Below are 17981 nucleotides of genomic sequence, written 5' to 3' on the forward strand. Positions count from 1 at the left end.
CGCGGTTTGCATGGCAACAGCGGCGCAATAATCGACCATTCGCGTTCTGTAAGTTCATAGCGGCGACGTGACATCAAAGACCTCCAAATCCGAGACCTTTGAATCACTAATGCATTCAAATAGCTAGACTATTTATGAGTGCACGACCTAGCAGCAACTGCTGCACAGACAAAAGCCGAGCCAGTCAGCGGCGGTTCGCTCACATGGGGAGGCGAGACAGAGCCAAGCACACTTAACCCTCATTTGAATGGTCAGGCGAAAGCCAAGCTCATTCTGCGCAACAGCTATGAATCCCTTTTGGCCCGCACACCGGAGGGGGGTATGTAGCGTGGCTCGCCAAGAGCTATGAAGTTTCTGAGGACGGCAAAACCTACACGTTTAAACTTCGCGACGGCGTGAAGCTTTCGGATGGGGAGAAGTTTGATGCGGCGGCTGTCGCGCTTAATTTTGCCAAGCTTAAAGAACCGACCTATTCGGGCAGCATCAGTGCGGGCCATGTTGCGCGCGTCAGCTCAGTAGAGGCAGTTGATCCCCTTACAGTCGTGATCAAACTCGACCGTGTTTACGCGCCTCTTCTGGATGGCGCGGCGGGGATTGAACTGATCTCACCCAAAGCCTTTGAGTCTGCACAGCTTAAGGCTGGTGGTACAGAAGTTGCCGGAACCGGCCCCTTTATCATCGACCGTTATGTAAAGGGTCAGGAAATCCGCTTTGTGAAAAATCCGGATTATAATTGGGCACCCGAAAATGCCGCGCATCAGGGGCCGGCTTATCTGGATGATGTGACCTATCGCTTTTTGCCTGAATCCTCAGTGCGTATTGGCGCACTCACTTCCGGGCAGATCGATGCAGCCGAAGGCATTTCGGGCAATGACGCCCAGCTTTTCAAGGATAACCCGGAGTTTAGCTATCAAACGTCGATCAACACCGGAGCACCTTACACGCTTTATCTCAACATCACCCGCGCGCCCACTTTTGACATCAATGTGCGCAAGGCAGTTCTGGCTGCAATTGATGTTGAGCGCATCATTCAGTCGGTTTATCGGGGCGAACGTGCGCGTGCCTGGGGCATTCTTACGCCTGCCGATACCGACTTTTACGACAAGTCGATTGAAGGCACTTACGGTTTCAACCCGGAGCTGGCTAACAAGCTTCTTGATGAAGCGGGTTGGACCGAGCGCGATGCGGACGGGTTTCGGACCAAAGACGGCAAGCGCCTGACGATTGAAGTTGTGCAGGCGCAATCCACCGTGCGCGACCAGCGGGACATTCTGTTGCAAGCAGTGCAGGCGCAGGCCCGACAGAATGCGGGCATCGATATTGCGCTGCAATATGTCGATGCCGGCACCTATTCCAGCCGCCAGAAAGACGGCGCATACGGCATCATTCCAAACTCGACCACGGCGCAGGAAAACGGCGTCACGATCTACTTCCACTATCTGCCGCGCGATAAAGGCGGCTCGATCAATTACAGCCGAACTGAAGACCCGAAGGTCTCTGAATGGCTCAATCAGGGTGCCTCCACCCTCGACCCCAAAAAGCGCTTTGAGACCTACGCAGAATTGCAACGCTTTGCACTGCTCGATCAGGCTTATGGCCTGCCGCTTTATGTGCCAGCTGATCAGATCGTCGCGTCATCCCGCGTTCAGGGCATCGGCTTCCGTCCCGTTAAGCGGCTTCCTGAAAACGCATACGACATCTGGCTTCAGGATTAATTCCATTCCTCTCAGGAGAGACCGATACATGTTTACCCGAAACGCTCAGGTCGAACAACGTGCCAGTGCCGTCTCGCATATCATTGATTTTAATTTTCTACAAATTCTGTAGAATATAGAAATCGTAATCTGGGTGTGTTCGAGCAGGACTGTTACTTTGAAATGAAACGAATATTTGGAGTAAGGGACAGACATGGTCTCGACAGTAACCTATCTGCGGGAAACTCTACCACAGTTTAAAGACGAAGGGGCCTCTCCCTTTGAGCTGAAAGCAGCTATGCGTCAGCTCGCTGGCGGCGTAAGCGTTGTCACCGCAGGTTTTGATGAAGCTCGTACGGGCGCAACGGTCACATCGGCAACAGCTTTATCCGTTGAGCCAGCAACGATCATTGTGAATATCAACTTGGGTTCGTCGGTTTGGCCGGTGATCAATCGCCATAACCATTTCTGCGTCAATATACTGTCTTCTGATCAGCAGGACGTTGCTGATCGCTTTTCTGGCAAAGGTAACATTAAGGGGGCTGCACGTTACGAAGATGCCGAATGGTATACGCTTGAAAGCGGCGCCTTGGCGCTTCACGGAGCATTGGCATCAGTTGACTGCGCCGTTGAAGATGTCATTGAACGCCACACCCATGCGATCATCATTGGCCGTGCACTTAAAATTGTGTCAGGCCAAGGAGAGCCACTGCTTTATCATGGCGGTGCCTATAAATTTCTAAGATAACGACATTATCAGCAATCTAACGGTTTTCGACCTAGGCCGTGTACTCATAAATAGATTAGCTATTTGATGAGGTTAGGGGTTCAAAGGACTGAACCGCGCCGGATTTTCCGGATACCGTTTGGTTTAAGTTCCGAGGCACGACTGGAGTGCCCAACGTGGTGTGCATCGCTCTTCGGCTTAGGCTGTTGGTATGTTTCCGATGGCCTTCAGCAAATACATGAAAAACACGATTGAGCAGGATCATTGCCGCATCAAACGACGCACACGCTCTACGCTCGGTTTCAAGCGGTAAGCTGCGGCGAGCATCACCTTTGCTGGCATCGAACTCATTCACATGATGCGAAAACAGCAAGGTGTCTTCGCCTCAACGGCAGGCTTTCAATCAAACAACAGTTCACAGCACTTACAGCATAATTGCGACCAGAGTTAAGCTGGGTGCCTCAGCATGTCGCCGTAGGTCCATGTCGCGCCGCTCACCGTTTCAAGGAAAGGCGCGTCAGGCCGGATACCCAGGCGGATCGCGTCGAACAGATGATTGCTCATGTGCCGAACTCCTTGTTGCTTTTTTGGGCTACGGTAGGCACGCCGTCAAACTCGCTTAATCCGTCCGTCCTTTCGCTATTACCTACGCGTTGCAGCAAGGGATTAAAATCTTTACCGCAAAGATTGGCTGTATGTCGCAAGGCATGGGGCTATTCAGATTGTTTGAACTATTTTTGATATATTGCTTTATAAGTGCCATCGCGTTTTGATTGATGTAACCACTGATCGACGAAAGCAGCAAAGAAAGGTATTGGTTGTATCCAGTATGCTTTTTCAAATGAGTTGAAAGGCTTATCTGGATTGAATCCACATAGCACCCCTGAATGGATACCTTGCTGATGCCGTGTTTCAGATGCATCAGTAATCATAACGTCTGCTTTCCCCTGTGCGATCTGGTCAAAAATTGTGGTGTTGTCATTCCATAGGGCAATTTGAGCATGTTTAATGTGGGTACGTACAAATTTTTCATTTGTCCCCCCTAGGTTTACGATTACCTTGACATTCGGCTTGTCGATATCTGCAAGCGAAATGTATTGATTGTGATCCGCACAGCGTGCAATTGGCGCTTTACCGTCTTGCAAATAAGGAAACGAGAAAAGTCCCATTTTCTGACGTTCCAACGTGATTGATATGCCTCCCATGGCGATATCGAATTTATGGCTGTTAAAATCCTGTGTCAAAGTCGGCCAACTGGTTGGTACAAATTCAATACGAACACCGAGCGCGTTTGCGAGATTTTTTGCAAGGTCGATATCGAAACCTTGATATTCACCGGTTTTGGGGTCTTTGAATGTGAAAGGACTGTAATCGCCAATGGTTCCAACTTTCAATATGCCACGGGATAAGATCTCGTCGAAGCCGGCTTTGCCAACCTCATCAGCATGAGCATAACAGGACGCTAGTAAGTCTGTTGCGATTACTGCAATCCGGATATTCATTGTAAATATTTCTAATATGTATATTGATATAGTCTACAGGAAGTGTGGAAAATAATAATAATAATTTGAAGTTAATAGTGAATTGGCTCTGTTGTTCAATCTTTTATAATTGCAGTGAACGCAAGCTGTGAGGCCAATTTCCCGGTTGCCCCCGCCCAAAACAAATTTATACCTTTGCCGCTTTCACGAAGCGTGGATCGAATGTCTGCGCAAATGAAATATCCGCATTTGCCAGTTCGGGATCAAGAAGCTTGAGCATTTCGAACAGGCTCTTGAAGCCGTCTTCTGCAATCATGCCGTTTTCGGAATACATGGCACGGGACTTCTCGAAGCCTGTCTTGTACAGCGCGCGGTCACCCATCAGATATTCTTCCGGCACAGCATTTGCGACATCATCGGCGGAAGCCTTGTGAATCCAGTTCAGCGCCTTAATGAAAGCATTGACGACGCGCTGTGTGGTCACCGGGTTTGCATCGATGAAGCTTTGCTGCACATAAACGGTCGCGCCTGGATTCGTGCCACCGAAAAGCTGGCGTGTGCCTTCTTCGGTACGCGTATCGAGAAGCAGCGTGATGTCGCCGTCCGCTTCCAGTTGCATGATGATCGGATCAACAAGGACGAGGGCGGCGATTTCGCCATTTTTGATGGCTGCGATGGCACTTGCACCAGTGCCGACACCGATGATCGAAGCGGCGTCTGCGGAGAGGCCATTTTTGATGAGTGCATATTGCAACAGCAGCGAGGTCGAAGAGCCGGGCGCCGAGACCCCGACGTTCCGGCCCTTGAGATCGGCAATCGTCTTGATCTCGTCGGCGAGGTCCTTGCGCACGCCGATGCAGATGCCCGGAAAACGACCAAGCTCGCAGATGGCTTTGATGTCCAGCCCCTTGTTCTGCATACGAATGGTATGTTCATATGCGCCAGTGACCAAGTCGACCGAACCACCAATCAGCGCCTGCAAAGGCTTTGAGCCACCAATAAAATCATTGATGGTCGCCTTGATGCCTTCTTCTTCGAAAAAGCCTTTTCGCTTGGCAATGGTGAGCGGAAGGGAATAGAAGAACATCTTACCGCCGACACCAAACATCAGCTCCGACTTTTCCGGTGTTGCGGATGCATCCTGCGCATGCGCGGGCAGGCGTGAGGCGATACCCGCAAGCCCAAAGGCGGCGGCGCCCAGCAATATCTCTCTACGCGTTGTTCTCATAGTATCCTCCTTGAATTTCCTTGCGGCTTTGAAGCGCATAAGCGCTTTAAACGCCATTATGACCGGCGGTTTTCGGACGCCAGACAAGCAGGCGCGCTTCCACGATGGATACGCCCCAGTCGATGACAAGCACGAATGCCATGAGCACCAACATGCCGGAAAAGACGCCGGTGACGTCGAACACGCCTTCCGCCTGCTGGATCAGGTAGCCGAGCCCCGCTGACGAACCAAGATATTCCCCGACGACTGCGCCGACGACCGCAAAGCCGACAGCCGTATGCAGGCTTGAGAACATCCACGACAGCGCGGACGGCAGATAGACGTTGCGCAGGAGTTGACGTTCATTCATGCCCAGCATGCGCGCATTGGCGAGTATTGTCTGGTTCACTTCCTTCACGCCCTGATAGACGTTGAAGAAAACGATGAAAAAGACCAGCGATACACCAAGCGCGACCTTCGACCAGATGCCGAGGCCAAGCCACAGCGTAAAAATCGGCGCCAGCACGACGCGCGGCAGGGAGTTAGCCGCCTTCACATAGGGATCAAAGATTGCCGCGAGCAAAGGCTTGCGGGCAAACCAAAACCCGATCAAAACACCACCGATTGCGCCGATAGCAAAGGCCAGCATGGCTTCAAGCAGGGTAATGCCGAGATGATACCAGATCGTTGCGCCGGCAAACCATTTATAGATACGCTGTGCCACATCGCCCGGCGTTGCAAAGAAGAACCTTGCCTTGACCGGGTTGCCCAGCAGATGGGTCGCGGTGAAGAGGTGCCAGATCAGAATAAAGAAGACAGCCACGCTGAGCTGTGCCAGAAACAGCATAGGCTTTTTCATTTTTTTCGCTTACCCGTCTGCTGATAGCCCTTGAGAACCTCTTCTTTGAGCACGCCCCATATTTCGCGATGAATTTTGTGAAACTGGTCGTCGAGACGAATTTCGGAAATCGCGCGCGGACGGGCGAGGGGAATTTTATATTCCGCCATGATGCGGGCACGCGGCCCGGCAGACATGATGACAACGCGATCAGCCAGCGCGATTGCTTCTTCCAAATCGTGTGTTACGAATATCACCGCTTTCTTGTCCCGTGACCAAAGGTCGAGGAGAAGGTCCCCCATGATGATACGCGTCTGCGCATCAAGTGGGCCGAAGGGTTCATCCATCAGCAGATATTTCGGATTGCGGATCAGCACCTGCGCAAGGCTGACGCGCTTGCGCTGTCCACCCGATAGCATATGCGGATAGCGATCACCGAAACTTGTAAGACCGACGCGATCAAGCCAGTCACGCGCCTGCTCGCGCGCATGAGCCTTTGGCGTGCCACCAATTTCCAGCCCGATGGAGACGTTGTCCAGCACGGTCTTCCAGGGCATGAGAGCATCCTGCTGGAAGAGATAGCCCGCCTTGCGATTAAGCCCTTGCAGCCGCTGGCCGCTGATTTCGACGCTACCGCTGGCAGGCACGAGAAGTCCGGCAACGACATTGAGCAATGTCGATTTTCCGCAGCCGGTTGAACCGACAATTGCCACAAATTCGTTTTCAGTAACGTCAAGATTGCTTTCGGCAACAGCATCGAAGCGACAGCCATCGGCCAACGTGAACGAAATCTGCACATCCTTGAGTGCGATTGCTGGTTTGCACGTTTCCTTCGGGTGAATATGGCTTGGGTTTGCGCTCATGGCTCGCCATTGCCCGCAAACTGATGATGTGTCTTGCCACAACGACTCATATTTCGGCTCTGACGTAAATTTTTCAGCAGGTAAAAAGAGCCCAGTCTTTTAAAACAATTACGCGACGAGCTATAGACTGTTGCCCTTTGTCCATTTCCCAAAGATGCCTGCAAAGACAGGAGACCTCTGATTGGTCCATCAAGCTGTTCATTTGCAAGGCATGACGAGCCAGCTTGTGCCATTTTGAATGCACATAAACCCAACAGAAAGACGAGCATGACAGTCACGATATTCTTATAGACGTGACATGAAATCGAAAATTCATTATTGGCACCCAAAGAATCTATTCATTATGAGGAATTTAATACCTTTATAGAAATTAGAAATACCTAACATATAGCTTGGTATTATTTGCTATAAAATTCTTTTATTGTTAATGCTGGTAACGGGGGGAGATATTGGCTCGGGGGTCTATGGACTTAATATATCCAATTCCGCTCTCCAGAAAGTGCTGGACGCTGAAATTTCAGGTGGTGTTGGCGGAGCAGGCGGCGACGGCGTTTATGGTGCAAACACAATTGTCATCAATGCCATCCACAGGAGTTGTGACGCAAAGTTTTTGGTAGGGGATATGCGGCCTTATTTTTAGACGCACTTATGCTGCAAGTCCCGTAAAGATTTAAAATGGCGAGCGATTGTCATTTGCAAATTGTTTCTTGCGGATCATAGCGCCACTTCGATGCCTGCGTGAGTAGCTGATGCGGAATAAAACGCCCTCCGATTGATAGCCGAAGTCTTTACGACAAAGTTCACTATTCTCAGTAGATATCTTCAGCACCAGACCGACTAATGTGGCGCTTAAGCAATGCAGAGGCGAATTCAAAATCCTTGCTTTCGATTGCTTCCAGAATGCCTAAGTGGTCCTTACAAGCCTTTCGGATCCGCTCTTCACCTAAAAGGTCAAAGTCAGAGTATTCCGTCATGCGGCGCAAATGGTTTTGCCAGCGAACTGATTGCGTGAAAAAGCGATTATTTGCCCAAGAAACGATGGTTTCATGGAAATTTGCATTGGCGTTGAACCAAATATCTCTTGTGAGGCTTTGAAGCGGCAAGGCCAGTATCTCTTTTTGCTCACGTTGGAGAGCAGCAAGCTGGCTTTGGTCAGGGGTATATTCCGCCTGAGCGAGAGCGCCACATTCGATCACAAGACGGAAAGCATAGCTTTCATTGACGGCGCGTTCATTGTCGAGCGACTCGGCAAATCGCCATCCATGACCGGGCAGGCGTTCTGCCAGACCTTCCGTTGCAAAGCGCATTAAAACCCTGCGCACTGCGCCTCGTGTTGCGCCCAGTTGATCAGCAAGTTCGGCTTCGGACACTTCATCGCCAACTGCGCCAGAGGCGCGCGCGCTCATCAGACGCCGGTAGAGCTCTTCAGACTCCGATGGCGGCAGTAGATTGTCGTTGAGTTCGTCTGGCTCAGGAATGTGGTGCAGCTGATAACCGCGATTGGGTGTCTGGCTGACAATACCTTGCTGCACAAGAAGATTGAGCACCTGACGCACGGGTGAGCGCGACACACGAAGCTCTTTTGCAATGGCTGCATCCGACAGCCGATCGCCGATATTCCAGCGATCAGCGGATATGAGAGAGATCATTTTATGCGCAACCTCCGCCTGAAGACTGCTCAGGCCAGATTCGCCTTCCGTTGATCTCTTAACGTCCATATTCACGCGCATCGCCCCCTGAATGTGTGCTCTCCCATGAGCCTATGCTCAAAGAATACGGGATATTTCGCAATAGGCTATTTCTTTCTCGTATAGCCTATCCCATTGGAATGACAGGCTGACTCTCTGTAGGAAGGGTATAAATCAAATTGTTTCATATTCTAATAAAAAACTGTTGACTCCGCAATGATTGAATGTGAATTGTATTAAGAAGATACAAAATACAAAATATGGATTGAGTATGTCAGTTACCCCATTTCCATTCATTACCGTTTCGGGCGCACCGGAAGAGCGCGGGCGCCAATATGGGGTGCTGGCAGGAGAACGCATTCGGCGCAGCGCAGGTCTTTATTCCGGCACGCTCGATGCATTTGGTCTTTCGCCAGAACGCAGGCAAAGCCTCATCGAAGAATTCGCAGGTCGGATTGAAGAATTCGACGCGTCCTATGTCGAGGAAATGCGCGGCATCGCCAAAGGTGCGGATGTGCCATTTGAGCAGATCGTCATGATCAATGCGCGCACGGAAGTTGTTGCGATGGCGCGTGCGGAAACGGGTTCGCCTGATCCCGAAGAGCAGGATGATGGCTGCACCGGCGCTCTCATCATGCCTGCAAAAAGTGCTTCTGGTAATCTGGTTCACGGCCAGAACTGGGACTGGCGTTCTGAATGTGTGGAAACCGGTATTGTGCTGCGTGTCCGCAACAATAACGGTCCCGATTTTGTGACGTTTGTCGAGGCTGGTGGTCTGGCGCGCAGCGGTTTCAATGAGGCTGGTATCTCGATTACTGCAAATTATCTTGAATGCGAACGCGACTATAAGAAGCTGGGTGTTCCTCTGGGTCTCGTGCGCCGCAAGGTGCTTGAACAGGAGCATTTTGCAAAAGCAATCAAGGCTGTGGCTTCGACGCCAAAATCCTGCTCGAACAACATCATGATTGCGACGAGTGCCGGTTTTGGTATCGATTTTGAATGTGCGCCGGATGAATCCTTCCCGATCCTGCCGGAAAATGATCTCATCGTTCACGCCAACCATTGGGTTAGTCCGATTGCGCTGACGAAGCTGCGCGACACCGGTATCCCGTTTGTGCCTGAAAGCTTTTACCGTGATTGGCGCGTTCGCCAGTCACTTGAATCACATGGTGGAAAAATTGGCCGCAAAGAGCTGAAGGAAGCGCTGTTTGACGACTTCCTGACACCTTATGCAGTCTGCCGCCCGCCGCGTCCCGGCAATCACGACAATATCACGGCCACAGTTGCCATGGTGGTGATGGAAGCAGCGCTTGGTATGATGGAAATCGCGCCATTGCCTGCCCTGAACCGCCAGTTTGCGACCTACTGTCTACAAGATTATACGCCGTTACCGTCCGATGCCGCGCCGCGCGCGCAATCCCTCTTTATCGAAGGCTAAAGAAATGCTGCGCTTTGCGCTCTCCAGAATAGGCATGGCCATCCCAACATTGCTGATCGTGGCAGTGGCTGTGTTTGTGATCGTTCGGTTGATACCGGGCGATCCAGCAGCCCTGATGCTGGGTGATTCTGCGGATGCTGCGACGCTGGCTGCGCTGCGCGAGCAACTGGGCCTCAATCACAGTATCTTCACCCAGTTTCTGATCTGGGGCGGTAACGTTTTGCATGGCGATCTTGGCGTTTCGATTGCCAACCAGCAGCCGGTGCTTCCGTTGGTTCTGGAGCGCTTTTCGGTGAGTGCGCGTATTGTTTTGTCGGCGGTGGTGCTTTCGACGCTTGTCGCTGTTCCGCTCGGAATGATCGCAGCATGGAAGCAGAACAGCCTGACCGATCTGACGCTTGTGACCTGTGCCACTTTGCTGCTTTCGGTTCCGGCATTCTGGATGGGCTTGCTCTTGTTGCTGGCCTTTGGCCTCAAGCTCGGCTGGTTGCCGATTGTCGGCTATGTCAGTTTCGGAGAGAACCCATGGAAAGCGTTTCTCTATCTGGTTCTGCCGATTACCACACTGTTTCTGCATGAAATCGGCGTCATCCTGCGCATGGCGCGCGCCTCGACGCTTGAAGTGCTCAATCTCGATTACATTACCCATGCCCGCGCCAAGGGACTGTCGGAAGCAACCGTGATGTGGCGTCATGCTTTCCGTAATGCGTTTGGCCCGACCTGGACATTGTTGGGGCTGATCCTTGGCAATCTGCTTGGCGGAATTGCAGTTGTGGAAACGGTTTTCACGATTCCCGGACTTGGCAGGCTTCTCGTTGATGCCATCTTTGCCCGCGATTATCCCGTCATTCAGGGCTGCTTGCTGTTCACAGCCTGCGTTTATGTGCTGGTCAATCTGATCGTGGACCTTCTCTATCCGTTCTTCGACCCGAAGGTGACGGCGAAATGAAAAACATCTCTCTCAACGCACTGATCGGCGGAACTCTGACCGCAACGCTTCTCACAATAGCAGTGGTGGGTTCCTTCTGGACGCCTTATAACCCGCTCACGTTGGACTTTGCCGCGCGTCTTGCGCCGCCAAGTGCAGCCCATTGGCTGGGCACAGATGAATTTGGGCGCGACCAGCTGAGCCGTCTTATGAAAGGCGCATCAGCCAGCGTTTCGATCAGCGTGTTTACAGTCTTCCTTGCCACGCTCGGCGGTGTGCTTGTCGGGGCGCTCAGTGGCTTTTTGCGCGGCTGGTTCGACCGGATATTGATGATGGTCAATGATGCACTGCTGGCATTCCCCGGCATATTGATGGCGCTTGGTTTGCTGGCCGTCTTTGGCGCCAACAAGAATGGCATCATCTTAGCACTCGCTCTTGCCTATATGTCTTCGGTCATTCGCGTGGTTCGTGGCACGGTTTTGAGCCTGCGTGAACGGGAGTTCGTTGAGGCTTCCCGCGTCATGGGCAACTCGGAAATCTATACGATGGTGCGTCATATTCTGCCTAACTGTCTGGCACCGGTTCTGGTCATGGCAACGTCGATGTGCGGCTGGGCAATTCTCGCAGAAAGCTCGCTCAGCTTTCTGGGGCTGGGCGTGCCGCCGCCAGCGCCGACATGGGGCAATATGCTGGCCGGAAGCCGCAATTTCATTGAGCAGGCCGTTTGGCTTGGTATCTTCCCCGGCCTTGCAATTTCGCTGTCGCTGCTTGGTATTAATCTTCTTGGTGACGCGTTGCGCGACCGCCTCGACCCACGCATGAGGAAGCGCTCATGACTTCCGCACCCCTGCTTCAAATCGACGATGTCAGCCTGCGCGTTGGCGACAGTGCGCTGGAGATCGTCAAACGCGCTTCCTTCTCTATAAATGCTGGCGAAATTCTCGGTATCGTTGGTGAATCCGGCTCCGGCAAAACCATGCTTGCGCGGGCGGTCATGGGGCTGGTTCCGTCGTCGATCAAAACAAGTCATGGTGCGATCCGCTTCAAGGGGCAGAACGTGTCAACGATGTCGCCAGCTGCTTTGCGCGGCCTTCGCGGTGATGGCATTGCCATGATCTTTCAGGAGCCAATGACTTCGCTTACCCCATCGCTGACCATCGGGCGGCAGCTTGAAGAAGGGCTTGAACTGCATTTTCCGGCTGAGAAAGCGCAACATGCCGACTGGATCAGAGCCATGTTGTTGCGTGTCGGTATTGCCGATCCTGATCGGGCGATTGAGGCGTTTCCACATGAGTTCTCAGGTGGAATGCGCCAGCGCATCATGATCGCCTGTGCGATGCTGATGAAGCCCGATCTGCTGATTGCGGATGAGCCGACCACTGCGCTCGATGCGGTTATCCAGCGCGAGGTCATGGAGTTGCTGGTCGATCTCACGCGAGAACGTGGCACCACCGTTTTGCTCATCAGCCACGATCTTCCAATGATCGCGCGCTATTCCAACCGTGTGGTTGTGATGCGCCATGGCGAAGTGGTTGAAACGGGCGATACCGCTGATGTTCTGGCAAGGCCCCAGCATGATTACACCCGTAAACTGCTCTCGACATTGCCGGTTCGTGGGCCTGCGCGCACTATTCCAAAAGCTGAACCGCTGATCAGCGTGCGCGATCTTGTGGTTGATTTTGAAGGTCGGGGCGGCTGGTTCAAGAAAGCTGGCGGAAAACGAGCCCTGCACGGGATTACGATTGACGTTATGCCAAACGAGGTTGTTGCCGTGGTTGGCGGCTCCGGTTCGGGCAAGACCACAGCCGCACGCGTGATGGCCGGACTGATCAAGCCGAGCGAAGGGAAGTTGTTGTTCAAGGGCCAGGCTGTTGAGAGACGTTCGTCCTATTATCAGGATTATCGTTATCACACGCAGATGGTGTTTCAGGACCCGTATTCATCGCTCGACCCGCGGATGAAAGTGGGTGCGCTGGTCGGTGAGGCACTGCGCTTCTCGAAAGAGCTTTCGTCCAGCCAGAAAGCAGACCGTGTTACCGAAACACTCGAGGATGTTGGCCTCGGTGGAGATTATGCCAATCGTTATGCGCATGAAATGTCGGGTGGTCAGCGTCAGCGTGTGGCGATTGCGCGCGCGCTCGTGCGCCGTCCGGCTTTTGTCATTGCCGATGAAGCCGTCTCGGCACTTGACGTGACGGTGCGGGCGCAGGTTCTCGATCTCTTTGCCAAGTTGCAGCAGAGCTACGGCTTCGGTTGCCTGTTTATCACTCATGATCTGGGTGTGGTTGAACAAATTGCCGATCGTGTGGTCGTGATGAATGACGGTCGCATTATCGAGCAGGGAACGCGCGACGAGATTTTCGACGCGCCGCAGAACGATTATACCCGCCGTCTTTTGTCAGCCATTCCGATGCTCGAACTGACGGACGAAGGCGGTGTCAAACTCAAATGGCGCGGCGATAATGCAAATACGAGATCCGGAGAGGAGGGCGGTTATGTCCACCACTGAGGAAAAGCCTGCCACCAAGCGGCAGGGCCATGGCAAGAAACTCAGCTTCTACGATTTTGGGGCGACCACGTTTTTTGCAAGTCAGTTCGACCAGCGTTTCAGCTACTGCCTTTATGTCCCCGAAGACTATGATGAAGACGGCACAGAAACGCACGAACTGATTGTCATCATTCACGGAACAGGGCGGACAGCGGCGCAATACCGCGATCACTTTGCAAGTTTTGCGCAAAAGAACCGCTGTATTGTACTGGCACCGCTGTTTCCCGCGGGCATCGTCGTGCAGGGCGATCTTGCCAACTACAAGCGCATCGAGTTTCACGGCATTCGCTTTGACCATATTCTGTTGTCGATGATCGACGAAGTGGCAGCCAAATATCGCCTTAAAAGCAATCGCGCCATCATGTACGGTTTTTCGGGCGGCGGGCAGTTCTGCCAGCGCTTTTTCATGCTGCATCCCCACAGGCTCAAGGCCGTCTCTATCGGAGCGCCGGGCGTCGTGACCCTGCTCGATTCTGATTATGACTGGTGGGTGGGCGTTCGCGATGTCGAAGCACGTTTTGGCTGCCGCATCGATCTTGAAGTGATGAGAAGCGTGAGCGTTCAAACAGTGATTGGTCAGGAAGATACCGCGACCTGGGAAATCGCCATCCCGCGTGACAGCGCCTTCTGGATGGACGGCGCCGACCTTCAGGGTGATTGCCGGATCGACCGTATTGAAGCACTGGCCAGGTCGTTTGAAGCTCACGGTATTGCAGTTCGCAAGGACAGAGTTCCGGGTGTGGCTCACGAGCCTTTCAAAGTGCTGGAGCCGGTCGAGGCATTTTTCGCGGATGTGCTGAGGTCGCAAAGCTGATCAGGCCGTAAAATTAAAAACAAAAAGGGGAAACCAAAATGTTCAATCCAATTTCACTACGCTCTGCGTTCAGCATTGCGCTTCTTGGTCTCAGCGCCACATCCTTCCAGGCACATGCTGCGGACGATGAGACCTTGCGCGTCGCCATTCATTCAGATGTGGCAAGCATCAATCCGGGCGTCAATCGCGATGCCAATGCCGATATGGTTGTAGCCCATATCGCCGAAGGTCTGGTGGCTTATGGTGACGATCTTGCCATCAAGCCGATGTTGGCCGAGAGCTGGACCACAAATGCCGATCATACAGTCTATGAATTCAAGCTGCGCAAAGGCGTCAAGTTCCAGAATGGCAAAGACCTGACCGCCAAGGATGTCGTCTGGAATTTCGAGCGCTATCTCAAGCCGGATACAGCGTTTCAATGCGTCAATCGCTATAATGGCAAGGTCGATTCCGAATTGAAGTCGGTCGAGGCTGTTGATGACAGCACGGTGCGTTTCAACTTTGCAGCACCTGCGCCAAACTTCGTTATCACAATGGCGACCATCCAGTGTACACCATGGATATTGAGCCCGGAATCCGTTGATGCTGATGGCAAGTTTGTAAAGCCGATTGGTACCGGTCCCTATGCTTTTTCCAAATGGGAGCGTGGTCGTTATCTGGACCTGACCCGTTTTGATGATTATGCTGCTTTGCCCGGCGATGTCGACGGTCTGGTGGGGAACAAGACAGCTCATGTAAAGACCATTCAGTTCATGACTGTTCCTGATTCAAGCACCCGCACCAATGGTTTGCTTTCCGGTGAGATCGACTTCATCGACGAAGTGGAGCCAACCGGCGTCAAGGATCTGGAAGCAAAAGGCATGAAGGTTAATGTGCAGCAGACGCCTGCATGGATGGTGCTTCAGATTCAGTCCGCTTCCGATAAGCTGAAAGATCCACAGATGCGGCAGGCGATTGCTCATGCAATTGATCTTAATCAGCTTGCCGCCGCCATAGGCGAGGGGATGTATACACCGAACCCGTCGGTGATTGCACCGAACACCATCTATTCGGATAATCAGGCGGCTGCCTGGCCTGCATATGATCCAGCCAAAGCGCAGGAACTGCTGACCAAGGCCGGATATAAGGGAGAACCGATCAGCCTTCTGGTTGCCAACCGCCAGAATCGTGTGCAGGTTGCAACGATCATTCAGGCATTCCTTGCAGCCTCCGGCATCAATGCGCAGCTCGAAGTGCGTGACTGGGCGACCCAGCTCGACCAGTATCGTCGTGGCGCCTATGAACTTGCCGTGTTTGCTTATTCAGCTCGTCTTGATCCGCTGTTGTCTTTCCAGTCGATGATTGGTGACAAGAAGGCTGATGCTGCGCGCCAGTGGGATGATGCCAAGGCGGAAGAACTTCTCAAGCAGGTTTCAGCGAAGAGCGACGTCGAAGAACGCAAGAAGCTCTTCAACGAGCTCAATACGCTGATGGCAGAACAGGTTCCAATTCTTGGTCTGGTCAATTTGCCGTCCATCACGGCGACTGGTCCCAAGGTGAATAATTACAAAGGCTGGGCTGGCGATACAGATCGCTTCTGGATGATCAGCAAGGAACAGTAAAACGCTCCGCTTTGCGGGCTTAGCATTGGGATAAACCCATGACGTCTACATCCTTTGACTACACCCGGACCGATGCGGTCGGTCTGGGAGAGGCCATTCGCGCAAAAATTCTGTCGCCGCGTGAGGCTGTTCAGGAGGCATTTGCAGCAATTGATCGTTGCAATCCCGATCTGAATGCGGTGATCTATGAGATGCGCGACCAGGCGGAAGAACAGCTTAAAGTGTTGCCGGAGGGTCCGCTCAGTGGTGTTCCTGTGCTGCTGAAGGATGATTGCCCTTCCTATGCCGGTGCAGCGATGTCCTTTGGGTGTCGGGCCGCAGAGGGAAATACCTCGCAGCGCGATCATGAACTCGTCAAACGCTATAAGTCGGCTGGTTTGGTGGTGGTGGGTAAAACCAATCTGCCTGAATTTTCCTGTAACATCGCAACGGAATCCTCGCTGCATGGTCCGGCGCTTAATCCCTGGGATATAAAACGCAGCATTGGCGGTTCTTCTGGCGGTGCAGCAGCGGCAGTTGCTGCACGTATGGTGCCTGTGGCCTATGGCAATGACGGAGCCGGCTCGATCCGCATTCCCGCATCTTGTGGCGGACTTTTCGGGCTGCGCCCGTCACGCGGGCGTGTCCCCTGCGGTCCGGTCTCGACGGAAAACTGGGGCGGTATGGTCAGCCATCATGTTTTGACGCGTTCGGTTCGTGATTCCGCGATGATGCTGGATCTCACAGATGCGCTGGAACCGGGTTCGCTTTATGCGGCCCCGGCCAAAAAAGACTTGTTCGTCAACAGTGTCAGAACGGCACCGCGAAAGCTTCGTATCGGCCTCTGGCAACAGTCTGATCTCCGTCATGATCTGGACGAGCAGGCAGTTGCAGCACTGGAGGCAACGATTGCGCTGTGCGAACAACTCGGTCATAGCGTCGTTCGGGTGAAGCCTGATTTTGACGGCGTTCAGCTTGCAGACGCCATACAAAAACTGATCGCCGTTTACACGGCAATTGAAGTGGCGGATGTTGCCGCAACAACGGCGAAGCCCGCTAATGATCTTTATTTTGAGCCATCAAATCTGGGATTGGCTGCTTACGGCGATGGTTTGACCGCCACAGAGGTTATTCAGGCGCGTTTGACGGCGAACAGTACGGCGCGCAGTTTTGGTCGTCTGTTTGAAGAATGCGATGTGGTGCTAAGCCCGGTTATGCCGATTGGCTCATTTCCACTTGGCATGCTCGACGTGCGCTCAGCCGATTGGAAGGGCTTTGCCCGTCAGTTTCTGGACCTGACGACCTTTACCCATCCGGTCAATGCCGCCGGCCTGCCTGCAATGAGTGCTCCACTTCATGAAACATCTGATGGTTTCCCGATTGGCAGCCAGTTCATTGCCCCTTATGGGGGCGAAAATTTGCTATTCGAACTGGCAGGTCAGTTAGAAGCCATGTGTCCATGGTCTGATCGTCTGCCCGCCATTCACGCCTGAAATCAAGAGACAAGCGATGCTCTACACAAAGCCCTATTTCCAACCGTCCGATACGACCGAGGTTTTCGATCTCGTTGACAGAACGGTGCTTGGCACTTTGATCACCAGTCATGAGGGTGGCGTTGCGATATCGCACCCTGTCTTCATGATGGATCGGACACGCGGCGAAAACGGTACGCTGGTTTCGCATGTTGCAGCATCCAACGATCATGTTGAGTTTCTCAAGCGTGGCCTGCCATCAATCGCAATCCTGATGGATGCGGGTCATTATGTGTCATCGTCCTGGTATCCGGGTTATCCGGAAAGGGACAGCGCGCCGACCTGGAGCTTCATGGTTGCTCATATCCACGGCACGCCCAAAATCCTGTCGGAAGCAGCGACCGCCAAACATCTTCACGAGCTTGTCAAGCATATGGAAAAGGGTCGTGACAAGCCCTGGCAGATGAAGGAACTCGGCCCCGGCGGTCTGGAACGGCGTCTGCCCAATATCGTTGGCTATGAAATGCCGATTGAGAAGATGGAAATCAAGTTCAAGCTCGGCCAGGACGAACGATCGGCAGATATGAGTGCTGCAATCAAAAAACTGCGCGAAGAGGGGCGGGAAGACGTTGCCGAAATGATGGCACGTCACTGCAAGCTTTAGAACGCCATGCGCCTGCCAGGTGCAAAAAGGTCACTCTAA

The 17981-nt window shown here is 52.9% G+C and carries 14 protein-coding genes and 2 pseudogenes; 11 read left to right on the forward strand and 5 right to left on the reverse strand.

Annotation, left to right across the window (positions count from 1 at the left end):
- The first annotated feature begins 138 nt into the window (after positions 1-138).
- The 3 genes and pseudogenes from ABE527_RS19195 to ABE527_RS19205 form a co-directional block, all read left to right on the forward strand.
- A pseudogene (locus ABE527_RS19195) lies at positions 139-1715 on the forward strand (ABC transporter substrate-binding protein).
- A 193-nt stretch (positions 1716-1908) separates the two neighbouring features.
- The gene (locus ABE527_RS19200) at positions 1909-2442 is read left to right on the forward strand and encodes a flavin reductase family protein (protein WP_499697981.1); all 534 of its coding nucleotides are present in this window, start codon (positions 1909-1911) and stop codon (positions 2440-2442) included.
- A 205-nt stretch (positions 2443-2647) separates the two neighbouring features.
- Positions 2648-2856, forward strand: a pseudogene (locus ABE527_RS19205) (DDE-type integrase/transposase/recombinase); the annotation flags it as partial.
- A gap of 296 nt (positions 2857-3152) precedes the next feature.
- Here the strand turns inward: ABE527_RS19205 and ABE527_RS19210 are convergent.
- The 5 genes from ABE527_RS19210 to ABE527_RS19230 all read right to left on the reverse strand — a co-directional run bounded on the left by ABE527_RS19210 (position 3153) and on the right by ABE527_RS19230 (position 8528).
- Positions 3153-3923: a transporter substrate-binding domain-containing protein gene (locus ABE527_RS19210; protein ID WP_499697982.1), complete on the reverse strand. Its 771-nt coding sequence runs from the start codon at positions 3921-3923 to the stop codon at positions 3153-3155.
- Positions 3924-4089: 166 nt separating this feature from the next.
- Positions 4090-5130 (reverse strand): ABC transporter substrate-binding protein, encoded by a 1041-nt coding sequence (locus ABE527_RS19215; RefSeq protein WP_499697983.1) that lies wholly within the window; start codon positions 5128-5130, stop codon positions 4090-4092.
- 46 nt (positions 5131-5176) lie between these two features.
- Positions 5177-5968 carry an ABC transporter permease gene (locus ABE527_RS19220; RefSeq protein ID WP_499697984.1) on the reverse strand — a complete coding sequence of 264 codons (792 nt, stop codon included), beginning with the start codon at positions 5966-5968 and terminating at the stop codon, positions 5177-5179.
- Complete coding sequence (locus ABE527_RS19225) at positions 5965-6810, reverse strand: ABC transporter ATP-binding protein (RefSeq protein WP_499697985.1); 846 nt, start codon at positions 6808-6810, stop codon at positions 5965-5967. The genes ABE527_RS19220 and ABE527_RS19225 overlap by 4 nt, the downstream gene beginning before the upstream one ends.
- A gap of 809 nt (positions 6811-7619) precedes the next feature.
- Complete coding sequence (locus tag ABE527_RS19230; RefSeq protein WP_499695561.1) at positions 7620-8528, reverse strand: GntR family transcriptional regulator; 909 nt, start codon at positions 8526-8528, stop codon at positions 7620-7622.
- A gap of 241 nt (positions 8529-8769) precedes the next feature.
- Between ABE527_RS19230 and ABE527_RS19235 the strand changes: the two genes are divergently transcribed.
- From ABE527_RS19235 to ABE527_RS19270, 8 genes are read left to right on the forward strand one after another with little or no spacing between them, the layout of a single operon-like run.
- Positions 8770-9936, forward strand: a complete 1167-nt coding sequence (locus ABE527_RS19235) for a C45 family autoproteolytic acyltransferase/hydrolase (protein ID WP_499697986.1) — start codon at positions 8770-8772, stop codon at positions 9934-9936.
- Positions 9937-9940: 4 nt separating this feature from the next.
- Positions 9941-10885, forward strand: a complete 945-nt coding sequence (locus tag ABE527_RS19240; protein WP_187548922.1) for an ABC transporter permease — start codon at positions 9941-9943, stop codon at positions 10883-10885.
- Positions 10882-11700: an ABC transporter permease gene (locus ABE527_RS19245; RefSeq protein ID WP_499697987.1), complete on the forward strand. Its 819-nt coding sequence runs from the start codon at positions 10882-10884 to the stop codon at positions 11698-11700. The genes ABE527_RS19240 and ABE527_RS19245 overlap by 4 nt, the downstream gene beginning before the upstream one ends.
- Positions 11697-13373 carry a dipeptide ABC transporter ATP-binding protein gene (locus tag ABE527_RS19250; protein WP_499697988.1) on the forward strand — a complete coding sequence of 559 codons (1677 nt, stop codon included), beginning with the start codon at positions 11697-11699 and terminating at the stop codon, positions 13371-13373. The genes ABE527_RS19245 and ABE527_RS19250 overlap by 4 nt, the downstream gene beginning before the upstream one ends.
- Positions 13360-14226: an alpha/beta hydrolase family protein gene (locus tag ABE527_RS19255; protein ID WP_499697989.1), complete on the forward strand. Its 867-nt coding sequence runs from the start codon at positions 13360-13362 to the stop codon at positions 14224-14226. Before ABE527_RS19250 ends, ABE527_RS19255 begins: the two co-directional genes overlap by 14 nt.
- Before the next feature lie 38 nt (positions 14227-14264).
- On the forward strand, positions 14265-15827 hold the full coding sequence (locus ABE527_RS19260; protein WP_499697990.1) for an ABC transporter substrate-binding protein: 1563 nt from the start codon (positions 14265-14267) through the stop codon (positions 15825-15827).
- Between the two features lie 38 nt (positions 15828-15865).
- Positions 15866-17299: an amidase gene (locus tag ABE527_RS19265; protein ID WP_499697991.1), complete on the forward strand. Its 1434-nt coding sequence runs from the start codon at positions 15866-15868 to the stop codon at positions 17297-17299.
- Between the two features lie 16 nt (positions 17300-17315).
- Positions 17316-17942, forward strand: coding sequence for an FMN-binding negative transcriptional regulator (locus ABE527_RS19270; protein ID WP_113484963.1), 627 nt, complete (start codon positions 17316-17318; stop codon positions 17940-17942).
- Positions 17943-17981 lie beyond the last annotated feature (39 nt).

Source organism: Brucella sp. TWI432 (assembly GCF_039674445.1).
In the GTDB taxonomy this organism is placed as follows: Bacteria; Pseudomonadota; Alphaproteobacteria; order Rhizobiales; family Rhizobiaceae; genus Brucella; species Brucella chromiisoli.